The organism is Micromonospora parva (genome assembly GCF_040649675.1).
GTDB classification, from domain to species: Bacteria; Actinomycetota; Actinomycetes; order Mycobacteriales; family Micromonosporaceae; genus Micromonospora; species Micromonospora parva.
The window spans coordinates 228,130-246,298 of record NZ_JBEZFX010000001.1 but is presented as its reverse complement, the minus strand read 5'-3'; the positions used below and the strand labels follow the sequence as shown (position 1 = coordinate 246,298).

At 68.3% G+C, this 18,169-nt stretch carries 20 protein-coding genes and 2 pseudogenes; 10 read left to right on the top strand and 12 right to left on the bottom strand.

Features of this window, described 5'->3' with window-relative positions; all coding sequences use genetic code 11:
- Positions 1–81: 81 nt before the first annotated feature.
- The gene (locus AB0C03_RS01120; protein WP_145795726.1) at positions 82–690 is read left to right on the top strand and encodes a hypothetical protein; all 609 of its coding nucleotides are present in this window, start codon (positions 82–84) and stop codon (positions 688–690) included.
- Positions 691–1,142: 452 nt separating this feature from the next.
- Positions 1,143–1,478, top strand: a complete 336-nt coding sequence (locus AB0C03_RS01115; RefSeq protein ID WP_030333683.1) for a hypothetical protein — start codon at positions 1,143–1,145, stop codon at positions 1,476–1,478.
- Between the two features lie 397 nt (positions 1,479–1,875).
- Here AB0C03_RS01115 and AB0C03_RS01105 read toward each other — a convergent pair whose 3' ends face one another.
- Positions 1,876–2,331, bottom strand: coding sequence for a hypothetical protein (locus AB0C03_RS01105; protein ID WP_156057638.1), 456 nt, complete (start codon positions 2,329–2,331; stop codon positions 1,876–1,878).
- Positions 2,332–2,921: 590 nt separating this feature from the next.
- Between AB0C03_RS01105 and AB0C03_RS01100 the strand changes: the two genes are divergently transcribed.
- A complete protein-coding gene (locus AB0C03_RS01100; protein WP_051708610.1) occupies positions 2,922–3,239 on the top strand; it encodes a hypothetical protein in 318 nt (105 codons plus the stop codon).
- Positions 3,240–3,322: 83 nt separating this feature from the next.
- Positions 3,323–3,931, top strand: coding sequence for an NUDIX hydrolase (locus AB0C03_RS01095; protein WP_357633225.1), 609 nt, complete (start codon positions 3,323–3,325; stop codon positions 3,929–3,931).
- A 3-nt stretch (positions 3,932–3,934) separates the two neighbouring features.
- Here AB0C03_RS01095 and AB0C03_RS01090 read toward each other — a convergent pair whose 3' ends face one another.
- Positions 3,935–5,344 (bottom strand): NsdA family TPR-like regulatory protein, encoded by a 1,410-nt coding sequence (locus AB0C03_RS01090; protein ID WP_357633222.1) that lies wholly within the window; start codon positions 5,342–5,344, stop codon positions 3,935–3,937.
- Between the two features lie 147 nt (positions 5,345–5,491).
- Between AB0C03_RS01090 and AB0C03_RS01085 the strand changes: the two genes are divergently transcribed.
- From AB0C03_RS01085 to AB0C03_RS01075, 3 genes are all read left to right on the top strand, one after another.
- A complete protein-coding gene (locus AB0C03_RS01085; protein WP_357633219.1) occupies positions 5,492–5,830 on the top strand; it encodes a hypothetical protein in 339 nt (112 codons plus the stop codon).
- Positions 5,831–5,833: 3 nt separating this feature from the next.
- Positions 5,834–6,106, top strand: coding sequence for a hypothetical protein (locus AB0C03_RS01080; RefSeq protein WP_357633216.1), 273 nt, complete (start codon positions 5,834–5,836; stop codon positions 6,104–6,106).
- Between the two features lie 599 nt (positions 6,107–6,705).
- Entirely contained in the window at positions 6,706–7,782 is a 1,077-nt protein-coding gene (locus AB0C03_RS01075) for a cellulose binding domain-containing protein (RefSeq protein ID WP_357633213.1), read from the top strand.
- Between the two features lie 62 nt (positions 7,783–7,844).
- On the opposite strand, the pseudogene AB0C03_RS01070 reads toward AB0C03_RS01075, so the two are convergent.
- Positions 7,845–8,095 (bottom strand): annotated as a pseudogene (locus tag AB0C03_RS01070) (helix-turn-helix domain-containing protein); the annotation flags it as partial.
- Positions 8,096–8,311: 216 nt separating this feature from the next.
- Between AB0C03_RS01070 and AB0C03_RS01065 the strand changes: the two are divergent.
- On the top strand, positions 8,312–9,292 hold the full coding sequence (locus AB0C03_RS01065) for an AraC-like ligand-binding domain-containing protein (protein ID WP_357633210.1): 981 nt from the start codon (positions 8,312–8,314) through the stop codon (positions 9,290–9,292).
- Positions 9,293–9,562: 270 nt separating this feature from the next.
- Complete coding sequence (locus AB0C03_RS01060; RefSeq protein ID WP_357633208.1) at positions 9,563–9,889, top strand: DUF6355 family natural product biosynthesis protein; 327 nt, start codon at positions 9,563–9,565, stop codon at positions 9,887–9,889.
- A 445-nt stretch (positions 9,890–10,334) separates the two neighbouring features.
- Here AB0C03_RS01060 and AB0C03_RS01050 read toward each other — a convergent pair whose 3' ends face one another.
- Genes AB0C03_RS01050 through AB0C03_RS01040 form a run of 3 tightly spaced genes read right to left on the bottom strand, consistent with a single transcriptional unit; the run spans position 10,335 to position 12,415 of the window.
- Positions 10,335–11,318 (bottom strand): sporulation-delaying protein SdpB family protein, encoded by a 984-nt coding sequence (locus AB0C03_RS01050; protein ID WP_357633205.1) that lies wholly within the window; start codon positions 11,316–11,318, stop codon positions 10,335–10,337.
- Positions 11,252–11,770, bottom strand: coding sequence for an SdpA family antimicrobial peptide system protein (locus AB0C03_RS01045; protein ID WP_210865701.1), 519 nt, complete (start codon positions 11,768–11,770; stop codon positions 11,252–11,254). The genes AB0C03_RS01050 and AB0C03_RS01045 overlap by 67 nt, the downstream gene beginning before the upstream one ends.
- Before the next feature lie 6 nt (positions 11,771–11,776).
- Positions 11,777–12,415 carry a sporulation delaying protein family toxin gene (locus AB0C03_RS01040; RefSeq protein ID WP_130399913.1) on the bottom strand — a complete coding sequence of 213 codons (639 nt, stop codon included), beginning with the start codon at positions 12,413–12,415 and terminating at the stop codon, positions 11,777–11,779.
- Between the two features lie 231 nt (positions 12,416–12,646).
- Here AB0C03_RS01040 and AB0C03_RS01035 point away from each other — a divergent pair, with 231 nt between their 5' ends.
- Positions 12,647–15,460, top strand: coding sequence for an AfsR/SARP family transcriptional regulator (locus AB0C03_RS01035; protein WP_357633200.1), 2,814 nt, complete (start codon positions 12,647–12,649; stop codon positions 15,458–15,460).
- 45 nt (positions 15,461–15,505) lie between these two features.
- On the opposite strand, the pseudogene AB0C03_RS32265 reads toward AB0C03_RS01035, so the two are convergent.
- The 6 genes and pseudogenes from AB0C03_RS32265 to AB0C03_RS01010 form a co-directional block, all read right to left on the bottom strand.
- Positions 15,506–15,607 (bottom strand): annotated as a pseudogene (locus AB0C03_RS32265) (excisionase family DNA-binding protein); the annotation flags it as partial.
- A 31-nt stretch (positions 15,608–15,638) separates the two neighbouring features.
- Entirely contained in the window at positions 15,639–15,896 is a 258-nt protein-coding gene (locus AB0C03_RS01030) for a hypothetical protein (protein WP_210865699.1), read from the bottom strand.
- 22 nt (positions 15,897–15,918) lie between these two features.
- Positions 15,919–16,545, bottom strand: a complete 627-nt coding sequence (locus AB0C03_RS01025) for an EndoU domain-containing protein (protein WP_081883897.1) — start codon at positions 16,543–16,545, stop codon at positions 15,919–15,921.
- Between the two features lie 10 nt (positions 16,546–16,555).
- A complete protein-coding gene (locus tag AB0C03_RS01020; RefSeq protein ID WP_030333699.1) occupies positions 16,556–17,281 on the bottom strand; it encodes a WXG100 family type VII secretion target in 726 nt (241 codons plus the stop codon).
- 19 nt (positions 17,282–17,300) lie between these two features.
- Positions 17,301–17,615, bottom strand: a complete 315-nt coding sequence (locus AB0C03_RS01015; protein ID WP_030333701.1) for a hypothetical protein — start codon at positions 17,613–17,615, stop codon at positions 17,301–17,303.
- Positions 17,615–18,142 carry a YbaB/EbfC family nucleoid-associated protein gene (locus AB0C03_RS01010; protein WP_357633194.1) on the bottom strand — a complete coding sequence of 176 codons (528 nt, stop codon included), beginning with the start codon at positions 18,140–18,142 and terminating at the stop codon, positions 17,615–17,617. The genes AB0C03_RS01015 and AB0C03_RS01010 overlap by 1 nt, the downstream gene beginning before the upstream one ends.
- Positions 18,143–18,169 lie beyond the last annotated feature (27 nt).

Below are 18,169 nucleotides of genomic sequence, written 5' to 3'. Positions count from 1 at the left end.
CCGCAGCTAGAACGAGACATCGCTTAGAGTGCGATTCTCGCTTGCGGTGGAGAGCGGCCTGAGGAGTGGCATCATTCCCTGATGATCAATTTGCCGCAGCTGGTTGCGGACTTCGCAACTGCCCTACGAGAGACCGACGCCCGACGCCCCCAGGCCGTCAGCTCCACAGGGCGGGCATACCAGCCGGGCATTGGCCCCCACACCGAGCAGCACACGTTGCGGCTCGTCGCCGAGGAACTCGTCGCCCTGGACCCCGCCTACCAGGAATACAGCCTTGATGTTCCTTACCCTGGACCCGGCCGGCAACGCTGTGACTGGTGCTTGGGATCGCCTTCGGCGTGGGATTGGGCGATCGAAGCCAAGATGCTGCGGCTGTTTGGCGACAACGGAAAGCCGAACGACAACATGCTCACCCGTGTGTTGTCGCCTTACCCCGCGCACCGGAGCGCACTCACCGATTGCGACAAACTGGCGAGTTCGGCACTTCCAGGGCGGAAAGCTGTGTTGATCTTTGGGTACGACTACGACGGGTGGGAAATGGACCTAGCCATCGTGGCATTCGAAGCGCTGGCCCGTCGAAGGGTCGACCTAGGCGATCGCCACATGGCTACCTACGACCGCCTGGTTCACCCTGTCCACCAGCGTGGGCGTGTTTTCGCCTGGGAGATCGCTGATCGTCCTATCGGCTGACATCCCAGGTACTGCCCTGAAAAGTTGGTCATACCCTGACCAGGCGCGGCGATCGTGGGCGTGTCTCCAGATGGACCGCTTCGGTTGCGGGAGCCAGCGCTGGCGCCAATCAAGGTACCGGGCCGGCAACTCACGATCGGTCGGCGGCCCGGTGCGAGCCCGGTTTGGGGGGAGCAGGTTGGGAGCAGCGGGGTGCCTTGAACGGCCTTGAACTGCGTCCAACGGCGTCGAACGGCGGTCAATGGCACTCACCCCTGCCTGCGGCTCCACGTTTCCGCAGGTCAGAGTCGGTGCGGCGTCCTGTTTCACACCGAAGAGGTCGCTGGTTCGATACCAGCATCGCCCACTCTCAGTTCTGGCAGTTCAGAGGCCGCTTCCCGGGTTCGGGAGGTGGCCTTTTTGCTGCCTGTACAGCAGCCGGGGTGTGTGGCGCTGCCGGGAGGGCGGTGAACGTGACTGAAGTGTTGAGGGTCCAGGACCTCCGCCGGGTGTGCGGCGTGCTGCTGGACATGGTGGAGGAGCGGTTCGGCGCGGAGATCGATCTGTCCCGTGTCGATGTCGACCTCTACTGGAACGTCGACCTGGGGACCGCGTTCGACCTGAAAGACGTTCCGGAGTCAGGGCTCGACGTCGGGCAGATCAGTGACGACGTGGCAGAGCTACATGCACTGCTGCGCCGTCCGGCAGGCGACGTGCCGGTGCTCTGGCACGACCTGCAACACCTCGCCGGTGTTTTGAGGCTGCTGGCCTACCTTGACCTGCCAGCCGTCAACGCTGGCGAGAGCTGAAGGAGCACCAGCGTCACCGCTGCCCGGCCTGACCGACTGGTGTGTCAGACGCCGCGAGAATCGCCGAGTCGCTTGAGTGTCGCGGGTCGCGGCGAGGTGACGTTCGCTGGCTTGTCTGGTGCGTCGCCACAGCTTCGCCGGAGAAGTAGTTTCAGATGGCCTGGTGCTCGTGGTCGCAGCAGTCCAGACACAACGGCTGCCCGAGCCGCGGATCGTCGTCATTGTGGCTCCACATGTCCGCCAGGTGATGTGCGACATACGGTCTAAGGCCTAGCGGCAGGTCGGCAGAGCGTGAGCGCCGGATCTACCGATTTGAGTGTGTGTCACTGTCGGTCGCTCTCGGCCGGCCTCATGGCGGAGGGATGACCAGACGCGCTGGCGCCCAGGCCCGTGCCATTCAATCCAGGCAGCGGACGTGGACGGCGATGTGCTGTGGCTGAGCGCCGGTGTCTCGGTGTAGGACTTCAAGCTCGACACGGTGCCGGTCCATTGAGTCAGGCTCGTTCGCTTCGCCGGCCAGGCAGGTTGGATACGTGCCGTCGTGGTGCAGTGTCCCGCGCACGTCCTGCCAGCTTTCGGCGATAACCGAGTAGATCGTGTCGCCATCGAGAGGACTCTGCAGCGCTCCGTCTTCCTCAAACGCGATGGACCTTGTCTCGTCGTTCGACCAGGTGACCGTCCCAACGAGCAGCTCCGGCTTGGCAGTGTGCGGATCGTCGGCAAGCCTGGCCGTCCCGAAGCCGCCGATCAGCCCTACGGCGACCAGCGCTAAAGAGAACGCAACCATGGTGAGGCGGCGCTCTGGTGGGGTGTGGACCGCACCTTGCATCGTGTCAGGGGATGGCACTGGCATGGGCGCAAGGTACGCGATCGGCGCTTTCAGGGCTGGCCCAGAAATCCTCCTGCCGCCATCCGCGCTGACGTCGCCGATCAGTTGGCGGACGACTGTCGCACGTCAGCCGACGGAGGACACTGCCGGCTGTCGGCGGTGTGGGAGGACTTTCTGTACGTCTATCAAGGCGGCCCTGAACGGGCCGCACGCGCCGCCGCCTGGGCGCGCGTCCGTCGCTCCGCTGGCGCTCCGACTCCGGCTACGCAACACGCCCGGCGGCTGGCGCGGAAGCGGGAAGCCCAGGGGCCGCCGCAGAACGACAGGCCGTTGATCGGTGTAGTGGTGGGCCGGCAGCCGGCCGGGCCGCGCGGCCACGAGTCCGCGCGGCGTAGGGGAGCGCACGCCGGCCGCGTCGGCGAGCTGGCGGCGGTCGCGGGGTAGCGGTTACTGGGCCTCCGGCGGGGGCGCTCGGGCTCCGAGATGGTTGCAACCCGTCGGCGCGTTGCGGTCCGCGGGCGGTTGCGCAGGCCATCCCGTCTGCCATCGACCCGGGCAAGCCGAGCAGACCACTCATCCTCATTACGGCCTGGTGGACTCGCTCTGTGGGGCCGGTGGCGCTGCTCGTGCTGTCCATACTGGTGACAGGCTTCTTCCTGTTCCAAGCGCCTGTTTGGTGCTGCGCCGTCAACCGGGACGGGACCCTCTGCCGGAACAACTCGGCTGGCCTCCTGCTCGGATGCAGCAAGCGGCAGCACAAGTGGCAGAAGCTCAGGATGACCATCGTCCCGAACGCCTGGCGTCAAATGAACCGCGGGCTTTGGGCGTCACCCAGGGAAGGACTGACAACCCTGGGCGCGATCGTGGGGATGCTTTCGGCGGTCGCGGCCACAGCGATCAGCGTTGCTGGACAGTTTGCTGGCAAGGCGTGACCAGCTACCTCGCGAAAGGGTGCAGGACAGGGCATCGCTCGACACGATGCGTCGGCGGCGTACGGCTCTTTGCCTAACCGGGCATGCGGTGCGTGGTGAGGTTCGGCGCGGATACTGGCGGGGTGAAGGAGCAGGAGCAGACGACGGAGTTGACCCGGTGGACCATCCACGGCGAGCGGGTCGTGGACGACACCCGGCGGGCGCAATTGAGCATCGCCGAGGTGGAGTTGCCCGACGGGGTGCGCTTTGAGCAGTACGTGATCCGGGCTCCCCGGTCGGCCGTGGTCGCCGTGCTCGACGATCAGCAGCGCCTGCTGTTGATGCGGCGGCACCGGTTCGTGTTCGACCGGTGGGTGTGGGAGTTGCCCGGCGGCTACGTCGACGACGAGGAGCAGCCGGCGCGGTGCGCGGTGCGGGAGGTTGAGGAGGAGACCGGCTGGCGGCCTCAAGGGGTGGAGCCGTTGCTGGCCTTCCAACCGTGGGTCGGCACTGCTGACGCCGAGAACCTCCTGTTCCTGGCTCGTAAGGCTGAGCACATCGGCGCACCTGTGGACGTAAACGAGGCGGAGCAGGTCGCGTGGATTCCGCTGGACGAGGCGTACGGGTTGGTGTCTCGGGGTGAGATCGTTGGTGCCGGCACGGTGATCGCGGTGCTGGAGCTGGTCGCGCGTAAGGCCCGGGGAGAGCTGTGACGGTCAGCGCCGCCGACCGAGCGTGGCGTCGATACGGCCGGTGAAGTGCCGGACGGCGGGTAGCCGCCGGTGCGGAGCGAGTTGAGTTTGCAGGTCCCGGAGGTAGCGGACGGCTCTGGCGGACCGTAGCTGGGTGGTCAGGGTCAGGGCTTCCGCGCCGACGGCGCAGGCCCGGTCAGGTTCGCCCTGTTGGGCGTGCACGCTGGCGAGCAGGGCGAGGTTGAAGGCTCGGCCGCGTACATATCGGTTGTCCATTCGCAGGGACCGAACAGCGAAGCGTTCGGCGTGGGTGTTGCATCCGAGGGCGTGGAAGCAGTGGCCGAACTTGGCCGACAGGTACGCCTCGTCGAAGTAGCTGAGCCACTGCGGTTCGGTGCTGCGGTCGGCTCGGTCGAGGGCTTGTTCTGCCTGGTGCAGGGCGGCGGCGCAGGCCCGTTCGTCGTTGGCTCTGGCCAGGGCGTGGGCTTCCATGACGTGGGCTTCGGCGGTCAGGACTGGAACCCCGGCGCGGCGGGCGGTCTGGCCGGCGGCGCGGGCGAGGTCAAGACCGGTGGTGGTGTGGCCGAGGTAGGTGGCCTGGTGGCTCATCGCGGCGAGGATTTCCGCGCCGAGGCCGTCGTCTCCGGCGGCGTGGGCGAAGTCCAGGGCGAGGGTGAGGTACCGCTGGGCGATGCCGTGCTCGGCGGTGTCGTACGCCTGCCAGCCCGCGAGTTGCGCCAGTTCGGCGGCGGCGCTGAGCAGCCGCTGACCGGTGCCATTGTCGTAGCGCCCGTCGGTGAGCAGCGGGGTCACCTCCTGGTGGAGGCAACGGATGACGGTGTCGCGGGCATGGCCGCCGCCGTACTGGTTGTCCAACTGACGGTAGGTCGCGGTCATCGCGCGGATGGTGTCAATCTCGGGTTGACCGACGGTGTTGCGGCCCGATTGGGTGACCGGGGCCGGGTCGGGGGCGGTGAACCAGCGCAGCGCCGGCAGGGTGTAGCCGGCGGAACTGAAGGCCACCTGCCGGAGTACTTCTCGACGGTTCACGTCACCTCGCCAAAGCTCTGCGGCACTTCGTACGTCCTCCTGCCAGGTCCGGTGAACCGGCTCGCTGGGGGTGCGCCGGTCGGGTCCGGTGGGTGGTGTGGTCTGTCGGGGTGCCAGGCCCATCGCGGTGCGCGCCTGGTCGGGCATCCGGCAGCCGTCGGCGATCCGCTCCAGGACGTCTATCGAGGTGACCTTGCGTCCGGCCATGATCCGGCTGACGTAGCCCTGTTCCAGCCCGACGGCGGCCCCGATCCGGCCTTGACTCGCCCCGGTGAGACTGGTGATCCAGCGGAACAGTCCGCCGATGTCGCGGGCGGCCAGGGCGGTCAGTACCTCGCCGTGCGACCACGCATCCTCCGGTATTCGCAGCGGATCGAGCCTCACGGCAGCTCCCAGCGTCGCGTTCCGACTACTCAAGGTGTTCAGATCGACAGCCTAGGGCGACCATTCGCACTGGTCGAGCCGTCCCATGTCACCGTGACATGACCGCTGGCCATGGAACGGCCTACCGCTGGCCGGGATGGTCGGCGCATGTCCTTCAATGTCGACAGCCCGCCCGAAGAGCCGCCTGCAGAATGCCAGCACCGTCTGCTGTGGCGGTTGGCCCGCGCTCTCTGGGAGGCTCACCGGCCCGACAGCGCCGGCTTCTGCGTTGCCACCGGCTGTTGGCACACGAACCAACGCGACCCCTGCCGGCTGGCCCAACTCGCCCAGGAAGGGATGCGCACTGCGTGCGGCGAAGCCACCCCCGCGTCGCCACCCTGGATCGCCGTCACCCGCGAGCGCCTGGCGGCCGGGGACATCGACCCCGTCGACGCCGTCGCCGAAGCCCTCTGGCACCACCGCCACGCCCGCAGGGCAGGGCGGTGACCGATGGGAACCATCTACACCTCGACAGCCTTTCGGGAGTACGCGAAGGCGCAGGTGACCCATGCGGACATCCTGCTGACCAAGCACGCCGAGTCGGCCCTGAGTTTGTGCCGCTGCGGCCGACTCCACCCCTGCGACGAACACCGCCACTGGCTGGAGATACGCACTCACTTCAGACAGTTCCTCGTCGACGAGCAGTACAGCAGCGAAGTACAGCAACCCTGCCCACCGAACCCGACCCGAAGCGACCCCAGCACGCCGTACGACCTCGGATGACACCGATCGGACCGGCTCGCCGAGAGTTCACACCGAAGAGGTCGCTGGTTCGATACCAGCATCGCCCACTCTCAGTTTGTGTAGGTCAGAAGCGGTATGTGTGGCTTACATTGGGAGCGGATTGGGAGCAGCGCGGCTGGTTCTCGGTTCGGGCCGCCGCGGACCTGCCCGGCTGAGTGACCTGATATGCGGTCCTGAGCGGGGCTGCTGGCTGGCGCCCATATCACGAGAGGGTGCCCCCGCGCTGTGGCTCACGGGCTGACTGATGGCCATCGGTCTGGTGATCCGCCCACTCGCCGCTCCACATTGCGAGGTCGCGTACCCAACGCTCGGTGTTCTGCCGGGACTTGCCCGCCCACTTCGTTGCGTTCTTTGACGCGAAGTCGCCCAGGACCTGGCGTTCAGTCGCGGACCAGGCGGGAAGCTGCGCTATCCACTCTTCTGCCTGCTCGGCGCTGTGGTCGCTACCGATCAGCCATGGGCGGGCTGTCCGTTGTCCTGCCGGCGGCGGGACTGCCGTGCGTGCCTTGACAGGAAGGCGGAGCAGCAGGACAGTCGACATAGTCATAGATGTTCAGCTATCTACGGCGAGGTGTGCCATGCGGAAGTCGCTGACTGCTGTGGCCGCCATCGCTGTTGCCATGGTCGCGATGATGGCCGCGATCTCACACGCCAGTGCGGCGAACGCGGCGGCCGGGTGTCGGGTGAACTACGTCGTCACCAGCCAGTGGACCGGTGGCTTCCACGCCGACATCGCGGTCACCAACTTGGGTGACCTAGTTAACGGGTGGACGCTGCGGTTCGCGTTCCCTGCAGTCGACCAGCGGCTCACGCAAACCTGGAGCGCTACCTGGGCCCAGGCGGGCCAGCAGGTCAGCGCGACCAATCTGGGCTGGAACGCGACCCTGGGCACCAATGGCTCCGCGAACATCGGTTTCGTTGGCGCCTGGTCGGGCAGCAACCCCATACCGGCGTCGTTCACGCTTAACGGCGTCACGTGCACCGGCAGCGTCCTGCCCAGCGTGACGCCGACCCGGACGACCACACCGCCGGTCGCTGACTACCCGGCGATCGTCACCTGGCTCAGCCCGACCGCCGGCGCGGTGTACACCACGCCGGGAACCGTCCCGCTGGCGGCGACCGCGACCGTGGGAGGCGGACACAGCATCACCTCGGTGTCGTTCCGGGTGGACGGCGTCACGGTGGCCCGGGGAGTGAGGACGACCGGCGACCGGTACGAGGCGCTGTGGACACCACCGATCGGGGAGCCCGGCACCAGCACCACCTTCGTGCTGTACGTCTCGGCCGGCACCGACCAGTCGCTGTCGGGCGCTGCGCCGCCGTTGCTGGTCACGGTGGTGACGCCGCCGTCCACCGGCACCAACCACCCGCCGGCGGTGGCGTTGAGCACCCCCGGCGGGCAGACCTACTTCCTCGAGCCGACGACCGTCACGCTGGCCGCCGACGTCGCCGACACCGATCCTGGGGACCTCGTCAGCCGGGTGGAGCTTTACCTCGGCGAAACCCGGCTGGCCGTGACGCCGACCAACAGCGGACAGCGCTACCAGTTCCAGACGGCCCTGTCGGCCGGCACGTCGTCCACCTTCACCGTGCGGGTCCACGATTCCCACGGCGGCCTCGGCATCTCGAACCCGCTGACCTTCACCATCCGTTAGCGCCTCGGCCCTCTGTTAAGGGCTGACCAAGGTCCTTCCACTGGCCGTCGATACGTTTGCGAGTCGGCGTGCGTGGCGAGCAAGTCGAGGGCTTCTCGGACGTACCGCCAGACCGTGGTGACGCTGACCGCGAAGCCGCAGGCCAGACGAGCGATGGTGTCACCGTTACCCAGATGGGCCAGGGTGAGCAGGGCCTGCCGGCATCAAGACGTCGCCACAGGCCACGGCGGCGGGTGCGTTCGGCGCGGATGGGGTCGGCCATGTGGTTCAGAGTGCGGCTGGACAGCGCGACCGCAGACGGGTGAGACAGCACAGCGAGGCTCCCGGTTGGGGCAGCGGATCTTGGCCGACTGTTGTCTTACCGGGAGCCTCGTCCTATGTCGACACACACTGCCTGCCACCCATCGCGACCAGGCCCATCACGATGAAAAGCCCTAATGCCTGACCCGCACCACAACATCGCAACACCGCTACATCGACGCCAAGCTATCGTTATCTGACCCCTGCAGCGACAGCGCGAAGGTGAGTCATGGACGTAGTCAGCACCACCGAGGTCCCGGTTGAAGACGGGTTCGCCTTCTGGCGCGAGGTAAACTCGAAGCTCTGGGTGCCCTACGATTTACGCTGTGAATCGCAGTGGGAGCCCGGATTTCGGGCTCAGGTCGGAATCAGCGAGTTCGGTCCCGTGCAGGCGACATTAATGACCACGATGCCGCACTCGGTCCACCGCACTCCCAAGCTCATTCGGCAGGCCGATCCCGAGGTGTTCAAGCTGGGTTGCCTTGTGCGCGGTGGCGGCATGATCACGCAAGATGGCCAGCGCACAGATTTCGGCGTGGGGGACCTGATACTGTATGACACCTCCCGGCCCTACCTGGCCGAATTCACCCCTGACGTGCCAGTTAGTCAGCTGCTGCTCCTGCGCTTCCCGCGCTCGTTACTGCCGTTGCCCCCTCGGGAGTTGCGGCGCCTGAGCGCAGTTCGCATTCCTGGCGCCCAGGGCATCGGCGCGTTGTCTTCACAATTCCTGCTGCAGCTTGCCCGGCACATGGACGAACTCAGTCCGTTGGACGCCGCCCGGCTGTCCACCCTCACCATTGACGTGTTGACAGCGGCACTGGCCAACGCGCTGGACGTCCAAAGCGCGGTGCCCTCCCACACCCGACGGCGAGCGTTGATCGCTCAGATCCACGCCTTCGTCCGAGAGAATCTGGGCGATCCGCGCCTGACACCGGCCGCCATCGCCGCAGCGCATCACATCTCGTTGCGATACCTGCACAAGCTGTTCCACGAGGAAGAGCACACGGTTGCCGGCTGGGTCCGCGAGCGTCGCCTGGAGCAGTGCCGACGCGACCTTGCCAACCCCCAACTAGGCGCGCGCCCGATCCACGCGATCGCCGCCCAGTGGGGGTTCACCAGCCCGGCGCACTTCAGCCAGGCGTTCCGCAGCGCCTACGGTCTTTCGCCACGCCAGTTCCGCGAGCAGTGCGCGAGAGTACGCGCAGACTAAAGACTTGTGCGCTTACCAGTAACGACAGACCCGGCTGTGGCCTGCACTCTTATCTGAGGAAGTCCGCTCAGTCAGGGTTGAATCTGATTCCGGCTTACGGAAGAAGGTTCACTTGAGCGTGTTACACCGATCCGTGTTTTCGCGATGGAAGGAGCGCGAGGAAGTACATCGATCACTTCGTGCACCCAGCAGCATCATCTAGGCCGCAGCGGCGGCTTTCAGGAGACCATTGTGAAAATGTGGTACAGAACGGCGTTTCGGATCTCGGCAGTGACCGCGATCCTCGGCGCACTCACCCTGTCCGGGACCGTGGCACAGGCAAGTCCGGGCGCCAACTCCCGCCTGTCCCAACCCGAAACCAGCGCGGTTTCGGAGCAGGCCAAGCCCGGCAGCGAGGACGTCGCCGCGCAGGTTTGCGGCTACTACGAAGACGCGGTGACGGCCTGGTACAACCACTGCGGGAACACCCACGTGATCATCTATGTCGACGCGACGTGGCCCCGCAACGACTGGAGCTGGTGCATCGGCCCGGGAACGTGGGACATCGGCGGCGCCAACGCCGTATCCAACGCCTGGTACTCGGGTCAAACTTGTTGAACCGCCAGCCAAGCGCTGCGCGATTCTCCACCTGCACTCGGTGGTTGCGGATCAGGTCAGCGAGGCAAATGAGGGTGCGGTCGGACAGGGGAATCGCGGCAGGGTAGGACAACAGCGAGGCTTCCGGTTGGGGCATCGGATCTTGGTCGACTGCTGTCTTACCGGGAGCCTCGCCCTACGTCGATCCCTGCCCCACCCCTGGGAGGGGTACTTCGAGAGCTGCAGCAGCTGAGCGACGCACAGAAACAGCATGAGTTTGCAATGACCGCCGCCAGAAACCACGGTGAAAGACCCAACGAGGCGGCCGCTCTCAACGGCCGACCACAGACAGCCACCCGAGGTCGCGGACGTGGACGGACCCCGCCGGACGGAGCGCAGAGAACTTGCAAGATGAGGAGTACAGCAGTGAAGTATCCGCGTCGAGGTGCTCGGGCCCACAGGCCGCCTACCGACTTGCTCGACGGGCACCGCCCACCCGCGCCACCACGATCGCCGGCAGCCCTACCTGGTGTCCCACGGGCAACAGGTAGAGCAGCAGCGCCCCACTCATCGCGAGACCGAAGGTGACCAGCTCCAGGACGACCGCGATACCGACGTGGAACACCAGCCCGGCGACCAGGAGCAGGCGGCGCAGCTCGGCGGGCATCAGCCGGGCGAGGGCCAGGGCGAACTCCAGCACGAGCACCGACCAGGTGAACAGCGTCACCCCCACTGCGGAACCGGTGACCGCCTCGATGAGCGGACGCAGGAAGTCGGGTGGCTCGTACCCGGGTGTGCGTAGCCAGTAGAACATCGCCGTACCGTCGGCCCACTCGGTGACGCCGAGCTTCGCGATGCAGGCATGCAGATACACGACGGCGACCTGGAGCCAGACGAGGACCAGAGCGGCGTACGCGACCACCCGGCCGGCGCCGATCGCGGTGCCCGCCGGGGGCGGTTGCCAGTGCCACCGCCGGGGGTCGGTGAGGGCAATCGGAAGCAGCAACAGGCTGAGGGTCGCGGTGATGTGGTCACCGCCGTCCAACGCGGACAGGTTCGCGATCACGCTCCACGAGATGTACCAGTGCGGCAGCGCCGTCCAGCGGGGCCGCCAGCCGCTGGCCACCACTACCAGCACGGCGATCGCCGCCCACGCGGCGTGCTGCCCCTGCTGGGCGGGCAGCACGCACCAGATGCCGGCGGCGGCCGGCCCGGTGCAGTCCTCGGCGCTGTCCATCGACAGCAGGACCGCCGGCGGGTTGACCAGTAGGGTGGCGCAGGTGCCGGTGGCCAGCAGCGTACGGGCCAGCCCGAATCCGCTCGACCAGGGCGCGACGGCCAGGGCGGGTCGGCAGCGCCGGCCGAGCCGGGCCGGCCACCGGTCTAGCAGGTCACCGTGAGCCGGGCCAGCCGGGACGGGAGCACGGTCGGCAGGTCGTTCCAGGCCCATGGCAGTACCTCCTGAAGGACGATCCCGATGTCGCCGCAGAGCGTGCGTACGGTGGCGGTGTTGGTCACCGCGGTGGCCGGGGCGGCGGCCAGGCAGGTGGAGGGTGCCCCGTCACACCGGGTCCACGAGGTTCCGTCGAGTCGGCGGGTCAGCAGCGAGATCTCGGCGCTGCGGGCACGGTCCCGCTTGTCCAGGCCGGCCGGGCCGCGGCTGCTGCTCGATGCGGGCCGCCACCGGCCGTCCCGGTCCGTCGTGTAGGCCACCGGGCTGGGCCGGCGGGGGTCGCGGGTGAAGAACGCCCAGCCTTCCGGTACGAGTGCGCGGGCCACCGTCCGGCCGGGCGGGGCCGGCATCGCAGCCACCGGCAGCACCGCCCTGGTGAGGTAGCCCACGAGGAGCATGGCGACCACCGCGATCCCGGCGATCCACCGGCCCAACCGGGTGTCGTCCACGGTCGACTACCCGGCTCGCAGGTCGCGGGCGATGGTCGCGATGAACTGGTCCTGCACCAGTTTGGCCCGTGGCGCTGGGTTGCCGGCCATGTCCCAGGACCAGTCGGCGAAGCCACCGGCGAAGACGGCCCGGATGGTGCCGACCTCCAGCGGGGTGCGGTTGTTGTTGTCCATGTCGATGTAGGAGTCTGCCCGGACGACCTCGTACGCGTTCTCCAACAGGGCGTCGTTGACCAGGAGCACGGCGGAGTCCACGGTCTCCTTGCCGAATGTCCGGTTGAACACCTCGCGGGCCAGTGCGACGAGGGTGACGAGCCCGTCGCGCACCACGACCGGGTTGCCGCTCTGTACCCGTTGCCCGATCATCACGTCGGACCAGGTGCCCCGGCGGGTCAGCTCGGCGTTGAGCGCGCTCTGGGCGTACCGCAGCGCTGATGTCCACCGGGTCGGCGGGCGCTGCAGGTACACCAGGCGGAAGGCAGCCGGCCCGTCGTTGAACAGGATCGCGTCGGAGAGTTCCGTGGCCCGGTGTCGTGGTGGTGGGCCCGGCCAACCGGGGTCGGCCTGGCCGCGCGCCCCGAAGCCGAGGGAGACCGTTGCCAGGGCCAGCACGAGCAGGCCGAACCAGATCTTGCGATGCATCATGACTTCCTCCCGCACAGCAGTGACTCTTCCGGAGCACCCTGCGCCCGGCCGTCCCCGATCGATCCCCGGCTCGTCCCCGGCGGCGCCGAGACACCACGGAACAGAGCCATCGACAGTTGGCTGTGCAATAGCTCGTAGCGGTGGGAAAATCCGCGGTGGCAGGGCTCATTCGGCGGTCCCACGCGGTTCACGGAGAACAGCTCGTGCGGCGCGGACGAGGGCGGGAGGTACGTGAGGTTCGAGGCGCTGGGCCCGCTCCGAGTACGACTCGACGCTGGCCAGATCTCCCTGGGCGCAGCACGGGAGCAACGGATCCTGGCCGCCCTGTTGCTCGACGCGAACCACGTGGTGCCGCTGTCGCGGCTGGTCGACGTGATCTGGGACGAGCATCCGCCCACCAGCTCGGTCAAGGTGGTCCGCAACTGCGTGTCGACCTTGCGGAGGCAGTTGGCGCGGGCTGGCGAGATCGTCACCGACTCCGGCGGTTACCTGCTTCGCGTCCCGGACGACGAGATCGACCTGCGGGTCTTCGTCGAGCGCGCACGGCAGGGCCGCCGGCTCGCTGCGGCCGGTGACCTGACCGGCGCGATCGTCCACCTGCGGGAGGCGCTGGCGCTGTGGCGCGGATCCGCCTTCACCGGAGTGACCGGCCGGCTGGTCGAGGCGGCGGCGGCCCAGCTCAACGACCAACGCCGCAGCCTCCAGGAAGAACGCCTGTCGCTTGAACTCACGCTGGGCGGCGGAGCCGAACTCGTGGACGAGATCGCCGACCTGGTCGCCGCGGAACCACTGCGCGAACGGGCCCACGGGCAGCTCATGCTCGCCCTGTACCGGGCAGGCCGCCGGACCGAGGCGCTCCGGACGTATCACCAGGTACGCCGACTGCTGGTGGGTGAACTAGGGATCGAGCCGGGACCGGAACTGACCGAGCTGCACCGGGCAATCCTCAACGCCGACCCGCGACTGGCACCGGTCACGGCGCCCGCGGCAATCTCCCGGCCGGAGCCCAGCCAGCCGGAGGCATCGACCACGACCAAGCCGGTTCCGGCGCAGCTACCCGCGTCGCCGTACGCCTTCACCGGACGCACCGCCGAGCTTGACGAGTTGTCCGGGCTGCTGGACGCGGGGGCTCGGACCCGCACGGCCGTGGTGGCAGTCCTCTCCGGCATCGCGGGGGTGGGGAAGACGGCCCTGGCGGTCCACTTCGCCCGCCTCGTGGCCGACCGGTTTCCGGACGGCCACCTTCACGTCGATCTGCGCGGCTTCCATCCGACCGGTCCGCCGCTTGACCCCGGTGAGGCGGTTCGTGGCTTCCTGGACGCGTTCGAGGTGCCGGCACAGCACCTGCCCGAGGGGCTCGCCGCCCAGTCGGCGTTGCTGCGCACGCTGCTGGCCGGTCGTCGGGTCCTGTTGGTGCTGGACAACGCCCGCGACAGCGAGCACGTCCGCCCGCTGCTGCCGGGTGGACCCGGCTGCCTCACCCTGGTCACCAGCCGCAGCAGGCTGACCGGCCTGGTGATGACCGAGGGGGCACATCCGATCACCGTCGACCCGCTGCCGCTCGGCGACGCGCACAGTATGTTGATCCGCCGCCTCGGAGCGACCCGGCTCACCGCCGAGCCGGCAGCCGTCGCGACGATCGCGGCCCGGTCGGCGGGGCTACCCCTGGCGCTGGCCATCGTTGCGTCCCGGCTGGTCGACCACCCCCGCTTCTCGCTGCGGGCCATCGCCGAGGAACTGGACCTGGCCCACGGAGGTCTGGAGGGGTTCACCGACGCCGAAACCGACGTCCGCTCGGTCTTCTCCTGGTCGTACCGCGCCCTGAGCGGTCCGGCCGCGCGCCTGTTCCGACTGCTCGGCATCCATCCCGGCCCGGATCTGGGTGTGGTCGCCGCGGCCAGCCTCGCCGGTGTTCCACCCGCGCGGGTACGCCCGCTGTTGGCTGAGCTCGCGCACGCGCACATGGTCACCGAGCACACGCCCGGCAGGTACACGATGCACGATCTGCTCCGCGCGTACGCCATGGAGCGGACGGACATCGAGGAGGACGGCGCCGAGCGGCTCGCGGTGACCAACCGGATGTTCGACCACTACCTGGCCAGCGCCCACCTCGCCGACCTGCGACTGCATCCGCATCGGGATCCGATCCGGCTACCACCGGCGGTGGCGGGCGTGACCGTGGCGGCCATCGGCGACCGCGAGGTCGCCCGGACCTGGTTCAGCCAGGAGTACCCGGTGCTGCTCGATCTTCTGCGACGGGCCGGCGGCGACGGGTACGACGTCCACGCGTGGCAGCTCGGCTGGGCCCTGACCACGTTCCTGGACCGGTGTGGCCGCTGGCATGACCAGGCATTCGTTCAACAGCTCGCGCTGGAGGCGGCCCGCCGGGTCGGGGACCGGGACGGGCAGGCCCGCGCACACCGCAACATCTCCATCGCGCATCTGCGTCGGGGTCTGCACGGCGAGGCCCGCGACCACCTGTGGCACGCGGTGCGGCTCTACCGCGGGCTCGGCGACCAGGTCGGGCAGGCCCGCACCCTGCTCAACCTGGGTACGGTCGCCGAGCATCGCGGTCAGCCCCGGCTCGCCCTGCGCTACGCCGAACTGGCGCAGCGGCTGTTCCGGGCGGTTGGGCACCGAGCCGGGCAGGCGAACGCCCTGAACAACGCGGGTTGGTACCACAGTCAGCTCGGTGACCACGAGCTTGCGCTACACCACTGCCAGCGGGCGCTGTTGCTGCAACAGGAGGCCGGTGACCGCTACTGGCAGGCTCACACCTGGGACAGCCTCGGGTGCGTGCACCACCATCTGGGCCAGTATTCCGAGGCCACCGAGTGCTACCGACAGGCCCTGTCGCTCTGGCGCGAGGCGGGCGAACGCTACTACGAGTCAACCACGCTTACGCACCTCGGCGACACCCATCTCGCTGTGGGCGAACGGTCGGCGGCGCGTGGGGTGTGGCGGGAAGCGCTGAACATCGTCGTGGAGTTGGGCCAGGACGCCGACCGCATTCTGGAGAAGATCCGTACGGTGACGACTGGGTGAGGCTGGCCAGGACGCGTCGTCTGTGGCGGTCGTCTGGCCGCTGGCTCCCGTTCCCACCCGCGTCCTGACCTTGGAGATGCCGAAGCCGAGCAGGACGGCGGCCTCGGCGGGGGAGTGCCAGCGGGGGCGGAGGTCGACACGGTGCAGGGTTCGAGGGGCCCGATCTACGCTTCGGCCGTCAGTCCGAGGTCCGGATCTGCTCCAGGCGCGTCAGAGGCTCCTGGAGGTACTCCATGAGCTCCCGCAGCGCGTCCTTCTCCGCCATGGTGATCACAACGCCCTCCTCCCACACGGCGCCGACGAGCGTCGTGATCGCCAGGTCCCAGGCCCCGGCGCCGGCGGCGTCCCGGACGATCGGCAGGTACTTCGGGCTGATCTTGGGTGCGAGCTGGTCGATGATCCGGAGGGTGCGCCGGATGTAATCGTTGACTTCCATGGGTCTCCCGTGGGTGCGGTGGTTAGGGCAGCGGGTTGGTGGTGACGCCCTCGCCGCTGACGGGGTGGCCGCCGGAGATGCTGCCGTCCTTGTCCAGGGTAACTTTGCAGGTGATGCCGTCGCGAGTGCCGATGACGACCCAGCCGTCGCCGCCGGGACGCGCCTGAGGGCGGCTGTCGGGGTTGGCGGCGATGCTCTTGAACCAGCCCTCGACCTGCTCCCTGGTGGTGCCGGGCGGGAAGCGCGTCTTGCCGGGCTCGGTGGAGGAGGGCTTGTGGTCGCCATTGCCCTTGCCGTCGCCGTCCCAGATCTTGTCCATCGCCCCGTCGCCCATCTGACCGAAGCGGTCCATGTCGTACAGGGCGTCGGCGAACTCGGGGTCGTCCCAGGGGTTGGTCCTCTTGGGTACCTCGGGCTCGGATGTGTCGGCGTCCTTCGGGCGGCCCTCCCCGGCGCGCTTGAGGCCGTGCTGCTGGGCCGCTCCCACGCGCTTGGGCATCATTGCCGGGTTGAACTTTTTAGGCTTGGCGCCATCGTCGCCACCGCCGTGCGGTGGGGTGGGGCCCGGGGGCCGCTTGTGGATACCCGCCACAGCGAACAGGACCACCACGACGGCGGTGGTCCGCAGAGCCGCCATGAGTTGTCGCATCGAGGGCCGCCTAGACGTCGAGGAGTGCGCGAAGGGCGGAGAGGCTGCTGATCAGGCCCATCAGCCAGCCGAAGATGCGGCCGGTCCAGCGGACGACGGCGACCGCGAGCTGGGAGGCGACCAGCGGTGTGGCGAAGCCGACAGAGAAGACCACCTCGGCCAGCCACACCACGACCTTGGCGATGCAGTCGGCGATGAAGGCGCGCACCACCTCCCGCACCGTCTGCACCAGGACCCCCGCGCCACGGGTCGCGGCACCCATGCCGGCGGCCGTGCCCGCGAAGATCCCGGCGACGTCGATGTTGATGGTCAGGATGTCGCGGTAGGCGTCGGCGGCCGTGCCCTGCCATCCGTCGAGGTCGCCGACCAGCCGCGCCTTGAGGTCCTCGGCGATGGAGAACAACTCACTGGCCATGTTGTCCCAGGTCAAGGCGTGCGTCTCGATGGTCTCGGGGTCGCCGGCCAGCCAGTCGAGTGCCTGCTTCAGTGGCTCGACCTGCTCGATGGCCCACTCGATGCCCATCGACAGGAGCGTGCTGAACGGGTCGATGACGATGGACGCCCCGTCGAGAGCGGCGCCCAAGCCCGCCACTGAGCCGTCGATCCAGCTGCCGGAGTCGATGGCGGCCTTGATGCCCATGTAGTCGTCGGCGAGCGGCAGGCCGGTCCAGCCGTCGCGGTGCGCGGCGCTTGTCGAAGCGATGTCGGAGGTCGTGGCGACCAGTGGGTTGCTCATGAGAGGGCGCCGGGCCGGCTCAGGTCGCGGAGTGGAAGGAGTTGAAGCCGTCGGTGTTCGACTCCTCGGCCCGCTCGTAGGCGTCGGCGTTTCTCTTGATTCCCGCGGCGAGCAGCGCGATGTTCTCGGCGAGCATCCCCACGCCCTTGTCCTGGTCCCGGTGGCGTCCCTCCAGGATGGGCGGTAAGAACTGGCAGAGCTGCCCGTACGCCTCGTCGGCCTGGAAGATGGTGGCGCTCGCTGACTTGACGGCGGCGAAGCGGTCGTGAATGGCCAACATGGCCGTGGCGTGCGCACGCAGGGCCTCGACGTCGACCTCGAACCCCCCGTGCATCAGTAACGCCCCTCCTCGTCCTCGGTGTCGGCGGTCCGGAATCCGGCCAGCAGGGCCCGGCCGGTCGCCGAGTCGGCGCCGACCGTCTCCCGCACGACTTCGGCGGCCGCCTCGGCGAGCTTGACCCGCGCGTTGCGATAGGCGCCCATGATCGCCTGCTGCGTCTGCTCCAGGCTCACGCGCTGCACCCGCGCGGAGAGCCGGACGTCGGCCATCGCCCCCGTGGAGTCGACGGTGACCTCGACGATCCCGTGGGCGTCGCTGGCCGTGACCCGCAGCGCGCGCAAGCCGGCACTGGCGGCCTGCGTGTCGGCGGCCCGGCGCACGGCATTGGCCTGCCATGCCTCCAGGCGTTCCCTCGCATCCTCGGCGTCCAACAGCGGATTAGCCATCGCGCCTCCGTTTCCGTTGCCGAGCAGGGGCATTCGAGGCGTCAGTGTAACCGCGGCCCGCCACACCAGGTTGCCCAGCGAATGCGGCATGATCTGGTTCGGCGTTGTGCGGGATTGATTGATTGGCGCCACCATCAGCGGCGATCAACTTTTCTGTTCCGT